Annotated in this window: 13 protein-coding genes and 3 pseudogenes; 2 read left to right on the top strand and 14 right to left on the bottom strand. The window is 71.1% G+C overall.

The genetic code is table 11. The features are described 5' to 3' along the window. Positions 1-11: 11 nt before the first annotated feature. From ABZZ74_RS42820 to mdlC, 3 genes are all read right to left on the bottom strand, one after another. Positions 12-1,295, bottom strand: coding sequence for an aromatic acid/H+ symport family MFS transporter (locus tag ABZZ74_RS42820; RefSeq protein WP_356949547.1), 1,284 nt, complete (start codon positions 1,293-1,295; stop codon positions 12-14). A 57-nt stretch (positions 1,296-1,352) separates the two neighbouring features. Next, complete coding sequence (locus tag ABZZ74_RS42815; RefSeq protein WP_356949546.1) at positions 1,353-2,807, bottom strand: benzaldehyde dehydrogenase; 1,455 nt, start codon at positions 2,805-2,807, stop codon at positions 1,353-1,355. A gap of 67 nt (positions 2,808-2,874) precedes the next feature. Further along, positions 2,875-4,455, bottom strand: a complete 1,581-nt coding sequence (mdlC, locus tag ABZZ74_RS42810; protein ID WP_356949545.1) for a benzoylformate decarboxylase — start codon at positions 4,453-4,455, stop codon at positions 2,875-2,877. Between the two features lie 105 nt (positions 4,456-4,560). Here mdlC and ABZZ74_RS42805 point away from each other — a divergent pair, with 105 nt between their 5' ends. Continuing rightward, the gene (locus ABZZ74_RS42805; protein WP_079658461.1) at positions 4,561-5,493 is read left to right on the top strand and encodes a LysR family transcriptional regulator; all 933 of its coding nucleotides are present in this window, start codon (positions 4,561-4,563) and stop codon (positions 5,491-5,493) included. 135 nt (positions 5,494-5,628) lie between these two features. Beyond that, a pseudogene (locus ABZZ74_RS42800) lies at positions 5,629-5,930 on the top strand (transposase); the annotation flags it as partial. Positions 5,931-5,971: 41 nt separating this feature from the next. Here the strand turns inward: ABZZ74_RS42800 and ABZZ74_RS42795 are convergent. From ABZZ74_RS42795 to ABZZ74_RS42745, 11 genes and pseudogenes are all read right to left on the bottom strand, one after another. Continuing rightward, positions 5,972-6,217 (bottom strand): hypothetical protein, encoded by a 246-nt coding sequence (locus ABZZ74_RS42795; RefSeq protein ID WP_162499661.1) that lies wholly within the window; start codon positions 6,215-6,217, stop codon positions 5,972-5,974. A 31-nt stretch (positions 6,218-6,248) separates the two neighbouring features. Beyond that, positions 6,249-6,752 (bottom strand): annotated as a pseudogene (locus ABZZ74_RS42790) (IS5 family transposase); the annotation flags it as partial. Next, positions 6,752-7,750, bottom strand: coding sequence for an aldo/keto reductase (locus ABZZ74_RS42785; RefSeq protein WP_079658460.1), 999 nt, complete (start codon positions 7,748-7,750; stop codon positions 6,752-6,754). The pseudogene ABZZ74_RS42790 and the gene ABZZ74_RS42785, both read right to left, overlap by 1 nt. Positions 7,751-7,811: 61 nt before the next feature. Continuing rightward, positions 7,812-8,906: a sugar kinase gene (locus ABZZ74_RS42780; RefSeq protein ID WP_356949544.1), complete on the bottom strand. Its 1,095-nt coding sequence runs from the start codon at positions 8,904-8,906 to the stop codon at positions 7,812-7,814. Further along, positions 8,903-9,535, bottom strand: coding sequence for a bifunctional 4-hydroxy-2-oxoglutarate aldolase/2-dehydro-3-deoxy-phosphogluconate aldolase (eda, locus tag ABZZ74_RS42775; RefSeq protein ID WP_099935557.1), 633 nt, complete (start codon positions 9,533-9,535; stop codon positions 8,903-8,905). The genes ABZZ74_RS42780 and eda overlap by 4 nt, the downstream gene beginning before the upstream one ends. Beyond that, a complete protein-coding gene (locus ABZZ74_RS42770) occupies positions 9,532-10,293 on the bottom strand; it encodes an SDR family NAD(P)-dependent oxidoreductase (protein WP_079658457.1) in 762 nt (253 codons plus the stop codon). The genes eda and ABZZ74_RS42770 overlap by 4 nt, the downstream gene beginning before the upstream one ends. Continuing rightward, positions 10,290-11,333, bottom strand: a complete 1,044-nt coding sequence (locus tag ABZZ74_RS42765) for an alcohol dehydrogenase catalytic domain-containing protein (protein WP_356949543.1) — start codon at positions 11,331-11,333, stop codon at positions 10,290-10,292. Before ABZZ74_RS42765 ends, ABZZ74_RS42770 begins: the two co-directional genes overlap by 4 nt. A 159-nt stretch (positions 11,334-11,492) precedes the next feature. After that, positions 11,493-12,398, bottom strand: coding sequence for an amidohydrolase family protein (locus tag ABZZ74_RS42760; protein WP_356949542.1), 906 nt, complete (start codon positions 12,396-12,398; stop codon positions 11,493-11,495). Positions 12,399-12,456: 58 nt separating this feature from the next. Beyond that, complete coding sequence (locus ABZZ74_RS42755) at positions 12,457-12,804, bottom strand: L-rhamnose mutarotase (RefSeq protein WP_356949541.1); 348 nt, start codon at positions 12,802-12,804, stop codon at positions 12,457-12,459. Further along, positions 12,801-14,837 (bottom strand): hypothetical protein, encoded by a 2,037-nt coding sequence (locus ABZZ74_RS42750; protein ID WP_356949540.1) that lies wholly within the window; start codon positions 14,835-14,837, stop codon positions 12,801-12,803. Before ABZZ74_RS42750 ends, ABZZ74_RS42755 begins: the two co-directional genes overlap by 4 nt. 8 nt (positions 14,838-14,845) lie before the next feature. Then, a pseudogene (locus ABZZ74_RS42745) lies at positions 14,846-14,939 on the bottom strand (carbohydrate ABC transporter permease); the annotation flags it as partial.

The following is a 14,939-nucleotide window of genomic DNA, read 5'->3' as shown; positions in this document are numbered from 1 at the left end:
TCCGTGATGGGTCAGACGGCGGGTTCGGCTGCCGGCGCGGCCGCGGTTGCCTCCGCCTGTGCCGCGGCGGCCCGGCCGGGCAGGGTGAGCACGGCCAGGAATCCGGCGACCGCCACGGCGGAGAAGAAGTAGAAGCCCCAGGGGTGGCCGATGCCTGCCGCCACGAGGGCACCGGTGATCGTCGGGCCGACGATGGAGCCGATACGGCCGATGCCCGAGGCCGAGCCGAGGGCGGTGCTGCGGACCGAGGCCGGATAGAAGTTCGTCACGTACGCGTAGATCAGCACCTGGGCGGAGAAGACGAACACGCCGGTGAGGAAGACGACGGTGTCGAGGAGCAGGTTGCTGTGCATCCTGATGCTGAGGCAGGCAAGCATGGCCACCGATATCGCGAACCAGCCGAGCGCAGTGGGCTTGATGCCGCGCCGGTCGGCCACGAAGCCGCCCAGCACCAGGCCGGCGACCCCGCCGACGTTGAGGATGAGCAGTTGGGTGACCGCCGTGGGGATGGGGTAGCCGGCCTCGTTCATGAGCTTGGGCAGCCAGGTGTTGAGGCCGTAGACCAGGAGCAGGCCCATGAAGGATGCGACCCAGATGCCGATGCCGGCGCGGAGGTAGGCCGGCCTGAGGAGTTCGCCGAATGCGACGCGCTGGGAGGCGGGCGCTTCCTTGGTGCGGACGAACGCCTCGGACTCCGGCAGGCGGAACCACTGGATGACCGCGATGACGAGTCCGGCGATGCCGAGGACGTAGAAGAGGACCTGCCAGTTGTCGGTGACCTGCAGGGCCAGCAGGGACGTGATCACGGCACCGGTGTGGTAGCCGGTCATGGTCAGGGTGCTGGCGCGAGCCCGGCGTGCGGCGGGCATGTGCTCGGCCATCATGGTCAGCGACGCCGGCATGCAGGCGCCGAGACCGATACCGGCGACGAGCCTGAGCGCGGCGAACATCCCGACGGAGGTGGCCTGGGGCAACAGGAGGGTGAAGACGGAGAACTCCACCACCGAGCCGATGAGCAGCAGGCGTCGTCCGAAGCGGTCGGCGAGCGGGCCGACCAGGATGGCGCCGATGGCGACGCCTACGAGTGAAAGCGTGGCGACCGTGGTGGCGTCCGCGGCTGTCATGCCCAGGTGATGGGTCTTGAGCAGGGTGGGGATGATGGCGCCGAGGACGACGAGGTCGTACCCCTCGAGCATGACGGTGATCCAGCACAGGACCACGGTCCAGACGTTGCGGTCGGACGTGCCTGTTCTCGAGGCGGCGTCGGTGGTGTTCGGTGAGGTGATGGGTGTCATGGCTGGGTTCCCTTTGTAGCGGCTACGGGGGACGGGATGGGGACGGGGGAGCCGGGATCAGAACGGGTAGTCGGCGATGTCCGGGCGGACGGTGACCCACTGGGCCTCGGTGAAGGCCTCGACGTTGGCGGCGGCTCCACCGAAGCGGGACCCGGTGCCGGATGCCTTGACTCCGCCGAACGGGGCGTTGGGCTCGTCGTTGACGGTCTGCTCGTTGATGTGGATCTTGCCGGAGTCGATCTGGTCGGCGAGCTTCATCGCCGTACCGACGTCGCCGAGGATGCCGACGGACAGGCCGTACTCGCAGTCGTTGACGATCCGGGCGGCTTCCTCGAGCGTGGAGAAGCCGATGACGGGTGCGACGGGGCCGAAGATCTCCTCGCGCCACGCCCGCATGTCGGTGGTGAGGCCGGTCAGGACGGTGGCAGAGTAACCGGCGCCGTCGATCTCGCCGCCCGCGGCCAGCGTCGCGCCCGCCGCGACGCTGTCGGTGACGATGCCGTGCACCCGCTCCAACTGCCGCCGGTCGATGATCGGGCCGAGCGCCACGTCCTCGCGGGCGGGGTCGCCGACGGGCAGCGCCCGTGCCTTCGAGGCCAGCGCGGCGCTGTACTCGTCGAGCAGCGACTCGTGCACGATGTGGCGGCCGGTGGTCATGCAGATCTGTCCTTGATGCAGATACGAGCCGAACGCACCGGCGGAGGCCGCCTTCTGCACATCCGCGCCCGGCAGCACCACCAGCGCGTTGTTCCCGCCCAGTTCGAGGTGGGCGCGCTTGAGCAGACGGCCTGCCTGCTCACCGATCGCACGGCCGACCGGAGTGGAGCCGGTGAAGGAGATGACCCGTACCTCGGGTGCTTCGACGACCGCCTGGCCGACCGCGCTGTCGCCCGGCAGCAGGTGCAGCAGTCCGGAGGGCAGCCCGGCCTCCTCGAAGATCCGGGCGATGACCACGCCACCGCTCACCGCCGTACGCGGATCGGGCTTCAGCAGGACCGCGTTGCCGAGCGCCAGCGCGGGTGCCACCGAACGCAGGCCGAGGGCGAGCGGGAAGTTGAACGGCGCGATCACGCTCACGACGCCGGCGGGGCGGCGCCGGGCCAACGACCAGCGAACCTCCTCGGACGTCAGTACGTCTCCCTGAGGGTGCGTGGGCAGTGCCGCGCACTCGAATGACTCGCCGATCGCAAGCTGCACCTCGAACGCCGCCTTGGCCCGTACCGAGCCCGCCTCGCGTATCAGCCAGTCCTCGATCTCGGCGGCGTGCTCGGTGAACAGCTCGCCCGCGCGGCGCAGTACGGCCGCCCGCTGCTGCGGGGGCGTGGCCGCCCAGGACCGCTGCGCCTCGGCGGCCCGGGTGGCGGCGCGGCGCACGTCCTCGGGCGTGGCCAGGCCGGCGGTGCCGAGCTGCGCGCCGGTGGCCGGCTCGGTGACCGGGTGCTCGCGGGTGGCGTCCTGCCAGCCGTCGCTGAGGAACTTCTTGCTCCAGACGTCGTTGTCCAGGAGTGTCATCGGTCTTCCTTCCGTTACCTGAGGGGGATGACTTCTGTGAGGTGTGTTCGTGGGGTGGGCGTCGTGGTCAGGACGGTGTCGTGAGCACTGTGTCGACCTGGACGAGCCGGGGGCCGTCCGGGCGCCGGGACAGCACCGCCCGTAGTTCGTCCACGCTCTCGACGTGCTGGGCGGACACGCCGTAGCCCTCCGCGATGCGGGTGAAGTCCAGGCCCGGGATGTCCATGCCCGGTGCGTCCGGGACACCCAGCAGGCCGCTGAACCAGCGCAGCGCGCCGTAGGTTCCGTTGCGCAGCAGCACCACGGTCACGGGCAGGCGGTGCTGGGCGGCCGTCCACAGGGCGGTGATGCCGTAGTTGGCCGAGCCGTCCCCGATCACGCCGACGACCGGCCGGTCGGGCTGGGCCATGGCGACCCCGACGGCGCCGGGCAGGCCGAAGCCGAGTCCGCCCGCTGCCGGGAAGTAGTAGGAGCCGGGCCGCCGCAGGTCCATCTGGCGCCACCACGAGGAGTTCGTCGAGGTCGACTCCACCACGTACGCCGTGTCGTCGGGCAGTTCGTCCCGGAGGGAGGCGAAGACCTCCTCGGGATGCAGCCGCGTCCCCTGCCCGGTGGCCGGCGCGGGGGTGGGCCGGTAGTCGCCCGTCGGCTCCGTCGCCGCGTCGAGCTCCTTGAGCAGCAGGTCGATGACGGCGGCCGGGTCGGTGACCAGAGCCTCGCCCATCGGCGCGCGGGCGGCGGCGGAGGCGTCCTCCGTGACCTGGATCAGCCGGGTGCCCTCGGGCAGATACCGGCCGGGCTGGTACTCGTGATAGCGGAAGACCGGTGCCCCGAGCACCAGCACGAGGTCATGACCCTCGAAAGCTTGGGAGACGGGTTCGATCCCCGCCGGCAGCACCCCGCGGAACTGCGGGTGGCGGTTGGGGAAGGGCAGCCGGAACAGCGACGGTGCCGCCCACACCGGAGCGCCGAGCCGCTCCGCGAGCCGCACCGCGTCGTCGAAGAGACCGGCGGAGTCGATGTCACCGCCCAGCACCAGCGCGGGCCTGCGCGCGGCGGTCACCGCATCGGCCAGCCGGCGTCCCTGCTCCGTGCCGGGCACTGCGGCGCGGTGCACCTGACGGTCCAGCACGGCTGACGCGTTCTCGCCCCCGTCCACCGCCCAGTCGTCGTAGGGGACGGAGAGGTAGGTGGGCCGGCGCTGCAACTGCGCCTCGAAGACGGCCTGGGCGAGGGCCCGGGGCACGTCCTGGGCGCAGGCCGGTTCGGCGGCCCAGCCGACGAGCGGCTTCATCAGCGACGGGGCGTCGACGTTGGCGAGGTTGGCCTCCGGTCCGATGGCCGGCCGCACCTGCTGGCCGGCCACGACGACCAGCGGAGTGCGCGAGGCCACGGCGTTGGTGAGCGCGCCCATCGCGTTGCCGGAGCCGGACGCGGCATGCAGGTTGACGAGCACCGGACGTCCCGTGGCCTGTGCGTAGCCGTCCGCCATGCCCGCCACGGCGCCCTCGTGCAGCCCCAGGACGTACCGGAAGCCGTCCGGCAGGTCGGCGAGGAAGGGCAGCTCGTTGGAGCCGGGATTCCCGAAGACGGTGGTGAGCTCCTGCCGTTGGAGGAACTCATGGCAGACACGGCGCACGGATGGCACAAACGTTCCTTTCGCGGCGACGCCGAAGTGATGCAGGCCACGCTAGGCACCGCACGACTTTCGGACTAATAAATGTTGGCTGGCTGCGATATAGACTTGTTCGATATGAGCAGCTTCGATCTCAACCTCGCCCGCGTCTTCGTGCTGCTCTACGAGACCGGCAGCGTCACGGCGACGGCGGAGACGCTGCACGTCACTCAGCCCACGGTGAGCTACAGCCTGGCCAAGTTGCGCCGGCACTTCGACGACGAGCTCTTCCGGCGCACCGGCCGCGGCCTGACCCCGACCGCCGGCGCCCAGCGCCTCTACGAGCCCTTGCAGCGTGCGCTGGCCGGCATGGACGCCGTGATCCGCCAGGAAAACGACTTCGACCTGACCGCCATGTCAGGGCGTTTCACCATCGCTCTCTCCGACCTGGGCCAGGTCACCCTGCTGCCCCGGCTGGCCGCTGCGGCCCGCGAGCGGGCTCCCGGAGTGTCCTTCACTGTCCGCCCGTTGGACGTGGACTCCGTCGAGAGCCAGCTACGCCGCGGTGAACTCGACGCCTTCGTCGCCACGCCGGTCCTCACGTCCCACCGCACCGTCCGCATCCCGCTCTTCCACGAGCGCTACGTCGGTATGGTCGCCGCCGACCACCCCCGCATCCGCGGCGCCTCCGTCACGCTGGCGGACCTCGCGGCCGAACACCACGCGACGGTGTACGGCCCCCACGGCCACGACGTGCCCCGCTTGCTCCTCGCCACGCACGGCCTCCTGGAGCGCGTCGCCGTCGACGCCACGCGCTTCACGGTGCTGCCCTACCTGCTGGAACACACCGACCTCATCGCGATCGTCCCCGAATACGTCGGCGAGGTGTTCACCGCCTCCCACCGCCTGCGCCTCGTGAGGCTCCCGTTCGACACGGAACCGATCGAAGTGGCGCTCTACGCCGGGCACGAGGCATCACGCAGTCCGTCCCAGCGGTGGCTGGTGCAGTTCATGGCTGATGTTCTGGGGGAGTTGGTCAGCCCTGCACAGCTGCCGCCGAGTGCTGGCTGAGCGGTCGGCCGCGCTCTCGCCATGCGCAAAACGCGCCGGTCGTGCTTTGCCGGGCGGCCTAGGGCGCGTATTGAGTCGTGATCTATCTGCGGGATTCGCCGTCGTGGCGGGGCCTGGAGCGGTAGACCTTCCTGTGTGACACGCGTGCAACTGACGGACGAGGAATGGGAGTTCATCGAGCCGTACCTGCCGATCGGTGAGTACGGCCCGTATCCCGAGCGGCTGCGGCAGCAGTTCGAGGGGGTGATCTGGCGGTTCAAGACTGGCGGCCAGTGGCGGGAGATGCCGCAGGAGTCCGGTACCTGGCGACCGTCCACCACCGCTTCCGACAGTGGCGTGACGCCGGTGTCTTCGAGGCCCTGCTGGAGGGCCTGATCGCGGAAGCCGCGAAGCGGGGCGAGATCGATCTGTCCCTGGTCAGCGTCGACTCCACCACCGCGCGGCGAAGTCTCCCGGTGACCGATGATCTTCGCCGTAGTCATCCGCCCACGACCAGCCCGAGCACCCCGAACCCCGCGCACACCAGACACTTGACCTGAGGCTTCACGATGCACACCGCTGACGCGATGCCGGTCGGGAAGCCGACGAGGGCGTAGGCGGTCAGACGCAGATGGCCCTCAAGGCAGACCAGGTTGTCCTGCCTTTCGCCGACGAGGATGAGGGGCGGAAACCGCTCGCCGCTGATGAGCGCCCGGGCTGCGTCGACGAATGGTTCGTTGGGCACGTCGAACGCTCGCAGCCCTGCCTGAGAACTCCTAACAGAGTGACAGGTTGACCAGTCGGCGCCAGCAGATGATGCTGCAGGCCAGGCTGAGGAAGGCTTCGTGGATGTCGTCGCGGATCTCCCAGCGGATGCGCAGTCTGCGGAACCAGCGCAGCAGTGCAAAACTCTGCTCGACCACCCAGCGGTGCACGCCCAGTCCGGAACCGTGCTCGACTCCGCGCCGCGCGATGACCGGGGTCCCCCCCCAGGGCCCGCGCCTGCTTGCGGTACTTGTCGTGGTCGTAGCCGCGGTCGGCGTAGAGCGCGACCGGTCGTTGTCGGGGCCGTCCGCGCCGGCCGCGTACGGGCGGGACGGCCTGGAGCAGGGGGATGAGCTGGGTGACGTCGTTGCGGTTTCCGCCGGCCAGCGATACCGCCAGCGGGATGCCGTGCCCGTCGGTGATCAGATCGTGCTTGGAGCCTGTTCGGGCACGGTCGACCGGGCTCGGTCCTGTTTTGGGCCGCCTTTAAGCGCCCTGACGTGCGAGCCGTCGATCACCGCCCGGACTCGTTCGCCCGGGGCACGTCCGACCTGATCAGCCCCCGGTCGCGGAGATCGTCCCAGAGACCTTCGGGGATGTGCTGACGGTGGAGTTCCACGTTCCGTGCGACCTGCTGCGCGGTGCGCATGCCGAGGGTGACGTTGATGACGCTGGGATGGCTGTACGGGAACGCGACCGCTGCCGCGGGCAATGTCGTACCGTGCCTCGCGCAGACCTCGGCGATCGCCCTGGCGCGGGTCACCAGGGCCGAAGGAGCCTCTTGGTAGTCGTACTTCATGCCCTCGGCGGGCCGGTCGCGGGAAAGCAGTCCCGAGTTGAACACGCCGACGGCCACCACGCTCTTGCCGAGTTCGTGTGCGGCGGGAAGGACGTCGTCCAGTGCCGACTGGTCGAGGAGGGTGTAGCGACCGGCCAGCATGACCACGTCGGCAGCGGTCTCGCGCAGGAAGCGGGCGAGCATGGCCGACTGGTTCATGCCGGCGCCGATCGCGCCGATCACCCCCTGGTCGCGCAGTTCCGCCAGAGCCGGCATGGCCTTCTCGGCGGCCTGCCGCCAGTGGGCGTCGGGATCGTGCAGGTAGACGACGTCCAGGCGTTCCAGTCCCGTTCGTTCCAGCGTGTCCTCGATGGACCGCAGGACCCCGTCCCGGCTGAAGTCCCACTGTCGGCGCAGGTCATCGCGTACGACGAAGCCCTCGTCGTCGGTGCCACGCGGGTGCTCGTTGGGGACGAGCAGACGGCCGACCTTGGAGGAGATGACGTAGGTGTCACGCGACCGGTCCCGCAGTGCGGCGCCCAGGCGCCGCTCGGAGAGGCCGAGGCCGTAGTGCGGTGCGGTGTCGAAGTAGCGGATGCCCGCGTCCCACGCCGCCTCGATCGCGGCCTGCGCGTCCTGCGCCGGGGTGGCCTTGTAGAGGTTGCCGATGACGGAGGCCCCGAAGCCGAGCTCGGTGAGCTCGACAGGGGTGCTCCCGATCTTCCGGCGCCCCATGCTCCTGTGTGTCAACTGTTCTCCTTGGATGACGCGGACGGTGTGAGCGCCCACGGGCCTGTCACCTTCTGACGGCGGCCGAGCCGCCTGCCATCAGCGCCTCCACCTCGGCGAGCGAGGCCATGGACACGTCGCCGGGGGTGGTCATGGTGAGGGCCCCGTGCGCGGTCCCGTAGGCGAGGGCGCGGCTCAGCGCGGCGACGTCGAGGTGCGCCAAGGGTGTGGCAGCGGCCGCCGGTCCGTCCTCTTCCCCGCGGGCGGTCAGCAGTCCGTAGATCAGGCCGGCTGCGAAGCCGTCACCCGAGCCGATGCGGTCGAGGACGTGCAAGCCGGACATCTGCGGGCCACGGACGATTCCGGTACGGGCCGACCAGGCCGCGGAGGACCAGTCGTTGACCCCGGCGGAGGGCACGTGACGCAGTGTTGTAGCGAGGACCTCGGCCTGAGGCAGGAGCCCGGCCACTTCGACGAGGGCGTCTTGCACCTCGTCCGCCCCGATGCGTACCGCACCCGGGTACGGCCCGGCCAGGCCCAAGGCGCCCACGACGACATCGGCGTGGCGGGTGAGCTGTACGTCGACCTCGCGGGCCCGGTCGGCGCCGCCGCGGCCGGCCCAGAGGCTGGGGCGGTAGTTGGGGTCGTAGGAGACGGTGACGCCGTGGCGGCGGGCGGACGCCATGGCGTCGTCGGCGACGTCCACGGTGGTGTCGGACAGGCCGGCGAAGATGCCGCCGGTGTGGAACCACCGCACTCCGGCCGAGAAGATGGCGTCCCAGTCGATGTCCCCCTTGCGCAGCTGAGAGACGGCCGTGTGCGCGCGGTCGCTGACGCCCAGTGCGCCCCGGATGCCGAAGCCCCGCTCGACGAAGTTCAGTCCGTTGCGCACCCCGCGGCCGATGCCGTCCGCGGGCACCCAGCGGATCAGTGACGTGTCGACGCCGCCCTGCAGGATCAGGTCCTCGACCAGCCGGCCGACCTCGTTGTCGGCGAGGGCGGTGACGACGGCGGTGCGCAGGCCGAAGCAGCGGCGCAGTCCGCGCACGACGTTGTACTCCCCGCCGCCTTCCCAGACCTGGAGAGTGCGGGCGGTGCGGATCCTGCCCTCGCCCGGATCGAAGCGGAGCATCACCTCACCGAGTGCCACCACGTCGGTCACGTCGCGCTCCCGTGCACGGCCTCGGCGGTCAGCCGGCGGATCTCCCCGTACTCGCCCCGCTCCAGATGGGCAACGGTGCCCATCCAGCTGCCGCCGACGGCGAGGACCGCCGGGTCGGTGAGATAGGCGGGCAGACGACGGGCGTCGATGCCGCCCGTCGGCACGAACCGTACCTGGGGGAAGGGCGCTGCGAGCGCGCGCAGCATCGGGACGCCGCCGAGCGGCTCGGCCGGGAAGAGCTTGACGGTGTCGAGGCCTGCCTTCAGGGCGCACATCAGCTCGGTGGCGGTGGCGATGCCCGGCACGACCGGGACCCCCAGCTCACCGCACTTCGCGACAACCTCCTCGTCGAAGCCGGGCGAAACCACGAAGCGGGCCCCGGCCGCCACGGCCCGCTCGGCCTGCTCGGGCGTGAGGACCGTGCCGGCGCCGACGGCCAGTCTTCCGTGGGAGGCCATGGTCTTGAGGACCTGTTCGGCGTCGGGGGTGCGGAAGGTGACCTCTGCGCACCGGGCGCCGCCCGCGGCGAGCGCGTCGGCCAACGGGCCGGCCGTGGCGGCGTCGCGCACAGTCAGCACCGGCATGACACGGGCGCCGTCCAGCACGCAGGCCAGGTCTACGTCACTCATCGGCCGAGCCATCCGCCGTCGACGGGCAGGACTACGCCGTGGACGTAGGCGGCCGCGTCGGAGGCCAGGAACATGGTGGCGCCCGCGAGGTCGTCGGCGCTGCCCCAGCGCGCGGCCGGGATGCGGTCCAGGATCGCCTTGCTGCGCACCGGGTCGTCCTGGAGGGCCTGGGTGTTGTCGGTGGCGATGTAGCCGGGGGCGATGGCGTTGACGTTCACACCGTGCGGGGCCCACTCGTTGGCCAGCGCTTTGGTCAGGCCCGCGATGCCGTGCTTGGCGGCGGTGTAGCCGGGCACGGTGATGCCGCCCTGGAAGCTGAGCAGCGATGCGGTGAAGATGACCTTCCCCTGGCCGCGGGCGACCATCGCCGCGCCGACCGCGCGGGTTAGCGCGAACTGCGCGTTGAGATTGACTTGGAGCACCAACTCCCAGTCGGCGTCGGTGTGTTCGGCGGCCGGGGCGCGGCGGATCGTGCCCGCGTTGTTGACCAGGACGTCCACCGGGCGTTCGCGCCCGGCGAGGTCCGCGCCCAGGGCCCGTACCGCCTCGGGGTCCGCGAAGTCGGTGCGGATGGCCTCGAATGTGCGGCCTGCGGCGACGACGTCCTTTTCCACCGCGCTGCCGGACTCCTCCAGGGAGGCGCTGACGCCGATGACGTCCGCGCCGGCCCCGGCGAGCGCGCGGGCCATGGCCCGTCCGATGCCTCGCCGGGCTCCGGTGACGACGGCGAGCCGTCCGGTGAGGTCGAAGGCGGTCATACGGCGGCTCCCTGGGCGTCGTCGGTGCAGTCCACGAGGATCTTCATCACGTCGCCGCCACCCTCCAGCGCCTCGAAGGCGGCGGGTGCCTGGGTGAGCGGCACGACCTTGCTGATCAGCCGGTCGGCGGGAATGGTGCCGTCGGCCACCAGTGTCACCGCCTTCTCGAAGTCGGAGCGGTCGTACAACCGGGCCCCGACGAGGGTGAGTTCGCGCCAGAAGAAGCGGTGCAGGTTCACCTCGCGCGGGCGGGAGTGGATCGCGACCAGACACAGTCGGCCGCGCACGCCGAGCACGTCGACCGCGGTGTCCACCCCGCCCGCCGCGCCGGACACCTCGAAGGCGACGTCCGCCCCCGCGTCCCCGGTCCACCGCCGGACCAGCTCAGCCAGGTCCTCGGCGGCAGGATCCCACACGGTCAGCCCCAACTCCTCGGCGAGCAGCCGGCGGTGGGCGCTGAGCTCCACCACCCGGACGTCCGCCCCCGCGGCCTGGGCCACCAGCGCGATCAGGACGCCGACCGGGCCGCCGCCCACCACGACGACCCGCTCGCCCTCGCACACCCCGGCCCGGCCGACGTCGTGCACCGCGACCGCAGTGGGCTCGACGAGCGCGGCCCGGTCCAGCGGGAGGGAGTCGGGCAGCCGTATCAGGGTGGCGGCGGGTACCGTCCAGCGCTGCTGCATCGCGCCGGGAGAGTCGATGCCGATGAAGTCCAGGTGCTGGCAGATGTGCTGGTGGCCGTTGCGGCAGGCCGGGCAGGTGTCGTCCCAGCGCAGCGGCATCACGGTGACCGCGTCGCCTGGCCGCCAGTCCGTTACGTCCGGCCCGCAGCGGACCACGCGCCCGGCCATCTCGTGCCCCAGGACGGCCGGTGCGCTGACCCGGGCGTCCATGTCGCCGTGGAAGATGTGCAGGTCGGTCCCGCAGATGCCGACGTAGGCCGGGGCCAGCTCCACCTCACCGGGTCCCGGCGGCGCGCTGTGGGCGGGGGCCGTGTCCAGGGTGCGGGCGCAGAGGTATCGGGCGGCTAGTGTCATGGGGGCAGGGTCCCTTCGGCGCGGACCGGTGCCTACGGATGCCGAGTGGCTCGGCGTCCGTGGCTATGTGTCCGGCGCTGGTTTCGCGCGAGTTCGTGTGAGTCCGTGTCATGGGATGTGGCTCCGCGGCAGTGGGTCTCGTCGCGGAGCCGGAGCGGGTCAGGCCCTCCGGGCGGTCGCGTCGCCCTTCGTGAAAACGGAAGCCAGGCCGTAGAACGCGGTCGCGGTGCCGGCGAGGAGCGCGTCGACATCGCTCTCGCTCCAGCCGGTGAGCAGTTCGTCCACGGTGGCGGCCCACCGGTTCCAGCCACCCGCCAGGTTGGCGACCGGCCAGTCCGAGCCGAACATCAGCCGCTCAGGGCCGAAGGCCGAGAGCAGCACCTCCCAGACCGGGCGGATGTCGGCGGTGGTCCAGCGGGTGTGGTCGGCCTCGGTGATCAGCCCCGAGACCTTGCACACCACCTGCGGGTGCCCGGCGAGCTGCCGCATCCGGCGTTCCCACTCGGCGATGTCCCCACGGGCGATGTCCGGCTTGCCCGCGTGGTTGAGCACCTGGGGCAGGTCCGGGAAGCGTTCCGCGAGCCGGATAGCCTGACCGAGCTGGTGGTCGCGCACGAGCACGTCGTAGCGCAGTCCGCGATCCCGGGCCGCCCGCAATCCGCGTTCCACGTCGGGGCGTTGGAGCCAGTCGGGGTCCGTCTCGCCCTGGACGAGGTGCCGCAAGGAGCGCAGGTATCCGCCGCCCGGCCCGGCTTGCAGCTGGTCGAGTACGTCACCGATGGCCGGTGACGTCAGGTCGGCCCAGCCGACCACGGCCTGGATCAGGGGTACCCGCTCGGCGAGCGCGAGCAGGTCCTCGGTCTCGGCGATCTCCGCGATGCACTGGACGACCACTGTGCTGTGCAGCCGTCGGCCCGCGATGCGGTGGGTGGCGGTGGTGCGCAGGTCATGGGGGGTGAAGGTGCGGCGGATCGATGCCACGCCGGGGTCGTCCAGCCAGGGCTGCGGACGGTGGGCGAGGTCCCACAGGTGGTGGTGGGCGTCGACGAGCACGGGTGCGTTCATGGGGTGGTCCAAGTCGGGTCGGGCGGGTGCGGGCCGGCTCTGGCCGGTGCGGGCCGGATCAGACGGTGGCGTCGCCGTCGGGCGGGCTCAGATGCCAGATCTCGGGGAGCTCGGTCCACTGGCGTCCCTCCCCCCGGTCGGGGAAGGGCTCCTGGCACGGATCGGTGAGCTTCCACCAGCGCTGGGTCTCGGGGTCGGCCTCGATGGACGCCATGTCCGCCTCGAAGTCGTCGCCGATGTACTCCATGTAGGCGAAGAGCACGTCACCGTGGAGGAAGATGCTGTAGTTGCGGATGTTCGCCCGGAGCAGGGCGGCTTCTACGCCGGGCCACACGGCGGAGTGGAGCCGCAGGTACTCCTCGCGGTGCTCGTGACGGAGCCTGATGGTCTGGGCGATGCGCTTCACGCCGGTTCCCCTGTCGTCTCGGTGGAGTCGGCCTGCTCGGCCGCGTTGTCGAACGGGGTCCGGTAACTGGGAGTACGGGTGCGCAGCCCGAGCCGCAGGGTGAGCCGGATACGGGTGGAGGCGGGCAGACGGACCGTCAGGTAAGGGCCGTCGCACGGGACCTCGGCCTCGGCGACCACTGGCTCGGTGTGCCCGTAGTCGTACATGTCGCCGATCCAGCCGTCGTCCTGGCAGGTGGTGTACCGGACGCTGGTGATGGTGTGCTCGGCGAACGCGCCCGCCTGGACGATCACCGTGCGGTCGGTTTCGGGGGCCAGGTTGACCAGCTCGACGGTGGTCGCCTCGGGGTCGATGGAGGTGACCAGGGCGGCGACGTCGGCGGGCAGGCCGGCCCGGCGGGCGTCGGCGTCGTGGTAGCGCAGCCTCGCCTGCTGCAGACCGCCCTGATACAGCACCTGCGGGCCGCCCCAGGTCAGTTGTACCAGGGCCTCGGTGACCACCGGGTTGCAAAGCTGCCACACGTGGATGTCGGCCTCGGGCACGTCCAGGTCGCGGTAGCGGTCGATGCGCCGCAGACGGTGGCGGACCTGGGCCTGCGCCATGGCGAGGATCCGCTCGGGGTAGTCGGGGTCGTCGCCGGCGAGGAAGGCGAACCACGCCTTCTCGTGTCCGGAGTCCTCCTTGGACCGGAACGGCCGCACGGTGCGCCAGTCGATTCCGTCCGCCTCGCGCAGCCCCTCCAGCCGGGTGCGGTCGGCGTCGGAGGCCGTGTGGTGCCACAGGGCCACCGGCACGGGCGGGGTGGCCGGGTTGTAGTCGAACCAGCCGGAGTCGTTGTGGCGGAACGGCAGGTGCGGTGTGGGCGTGTGACGGTCCGGACCGAGTTCGACTGCCCACTTGGAGGGCAGGCTGGAGTCGGCCTCCGTGTGGGGCATGACCTTGGCGTGGTCGATGAGGGTGTCGAGCGAGGTCGCGACCATGGAGAGGTAGTCGTCGTCGCCGGTGACCGTGGCCGCCGCGAGCGCCGCCACGCAGGCCGCGTGACCGAGGCTGTGCCAGCCGTGGGGCCACGACCAGCCGTAGTGGCCGCCGTACCAGCGCCCTTCCAGCATGGTGCCGACCTCGCCGTCCGGGCCCACGTTGTCCGGGATCAGGCCGCCCTGTTCGCGGGTGCGCTCGCGCCAGGCGCCCACGTACTCGACGATCCAGTCGCGGTAGCGCTCCTCGCCGGACAGGATCCAGGCGTTGAGGACCAGCCCGGCCGCGGCGAGGTTGACCGCGGTGTCGCCGACGCCCATCCGGTCCCGCATCTGGTCGCCGAGGCGCGGGTCCGCCGACAGGGGGAAGGGGCCGTTCGCCGCCTCGGGGATCCACTCGAGGGGGAAGCCGTAGGTCTCCGCCTCCTTCGGCAGCCAGGGGTAGACGTCGCCGTCGAAGAGGCCGGTGCGGTCGGGGTCGCTGCCGTTGTGCGGGCGGGCGATGATGCGGTGTTCGGGGTCGTAGTTGCCCTTGGCCGGGTCGACGTACAACTCGGCGAAACGCAGGGCGCGCTCACGCCAGCGGTCGGGGGCGGCCATGCACAGGAAGTACAGCAGCAGCAGGCTCTCGCCCTGGTGGAACCAGTCGTAGCCGCGCTCGAACTCGTCGCGCAGCATGTCCAGTTCGGTCAGCTGCCGGGTGACGCCCTCCCAGTGTTTCTCGCTGGCGGGGAGCAGGTCGTCGGCGCCGCCGAGGAGGTACAGCTGGGGCCAGTTGAAGAACACTTCGTAGAAGTCGTCCACGCCGTCGCGGGTGGTGAGCGGGCCGGTGTAGTTGAGGCGCCCGTCGGGGCCGGTGAAGTCGCGGGCGAAGCGGCGCCAGGCGTGGTCGAGAAGGTCGAACAGCGCGCGCTGGGCCACGGCCCAGCCGGGGGGTTCGAGCAGCGGCACTGCGGCCTGGACGTCGGAAGCGGGGGTGGACCGGTCGGCGGCCGGGATGTCGTCGCCGGGGTCGCCGGGGTCGCCGGAGAGGTGGGAGTCAGGGCTGTATGGCATGAGAGCTGTTACTCCTTGGTGGCGCCGGCGAGCATTCCGCTGACCAGGAAGCGCTGGGCGAACAGGAACACGACGAGGACGGGGGTGATGGCAACCAGCGTC

Source organism: Streptomyces sp. NPDC006476 (assembly GCF_040612015.1).
In the GTDB taxonomy this organism is placed as follows: domain Bacteria; phylum Actinomycetota; class Actinomycetes; order Streptomycetales; family Streptomycetaceae; genus Streptomyces; species Streptomyces griseorubiginosus_B.
Note: the sequence above shows the minus strand (reverse complement) of the source record. Positions and strands in the feature narration are given on the sequence as shown.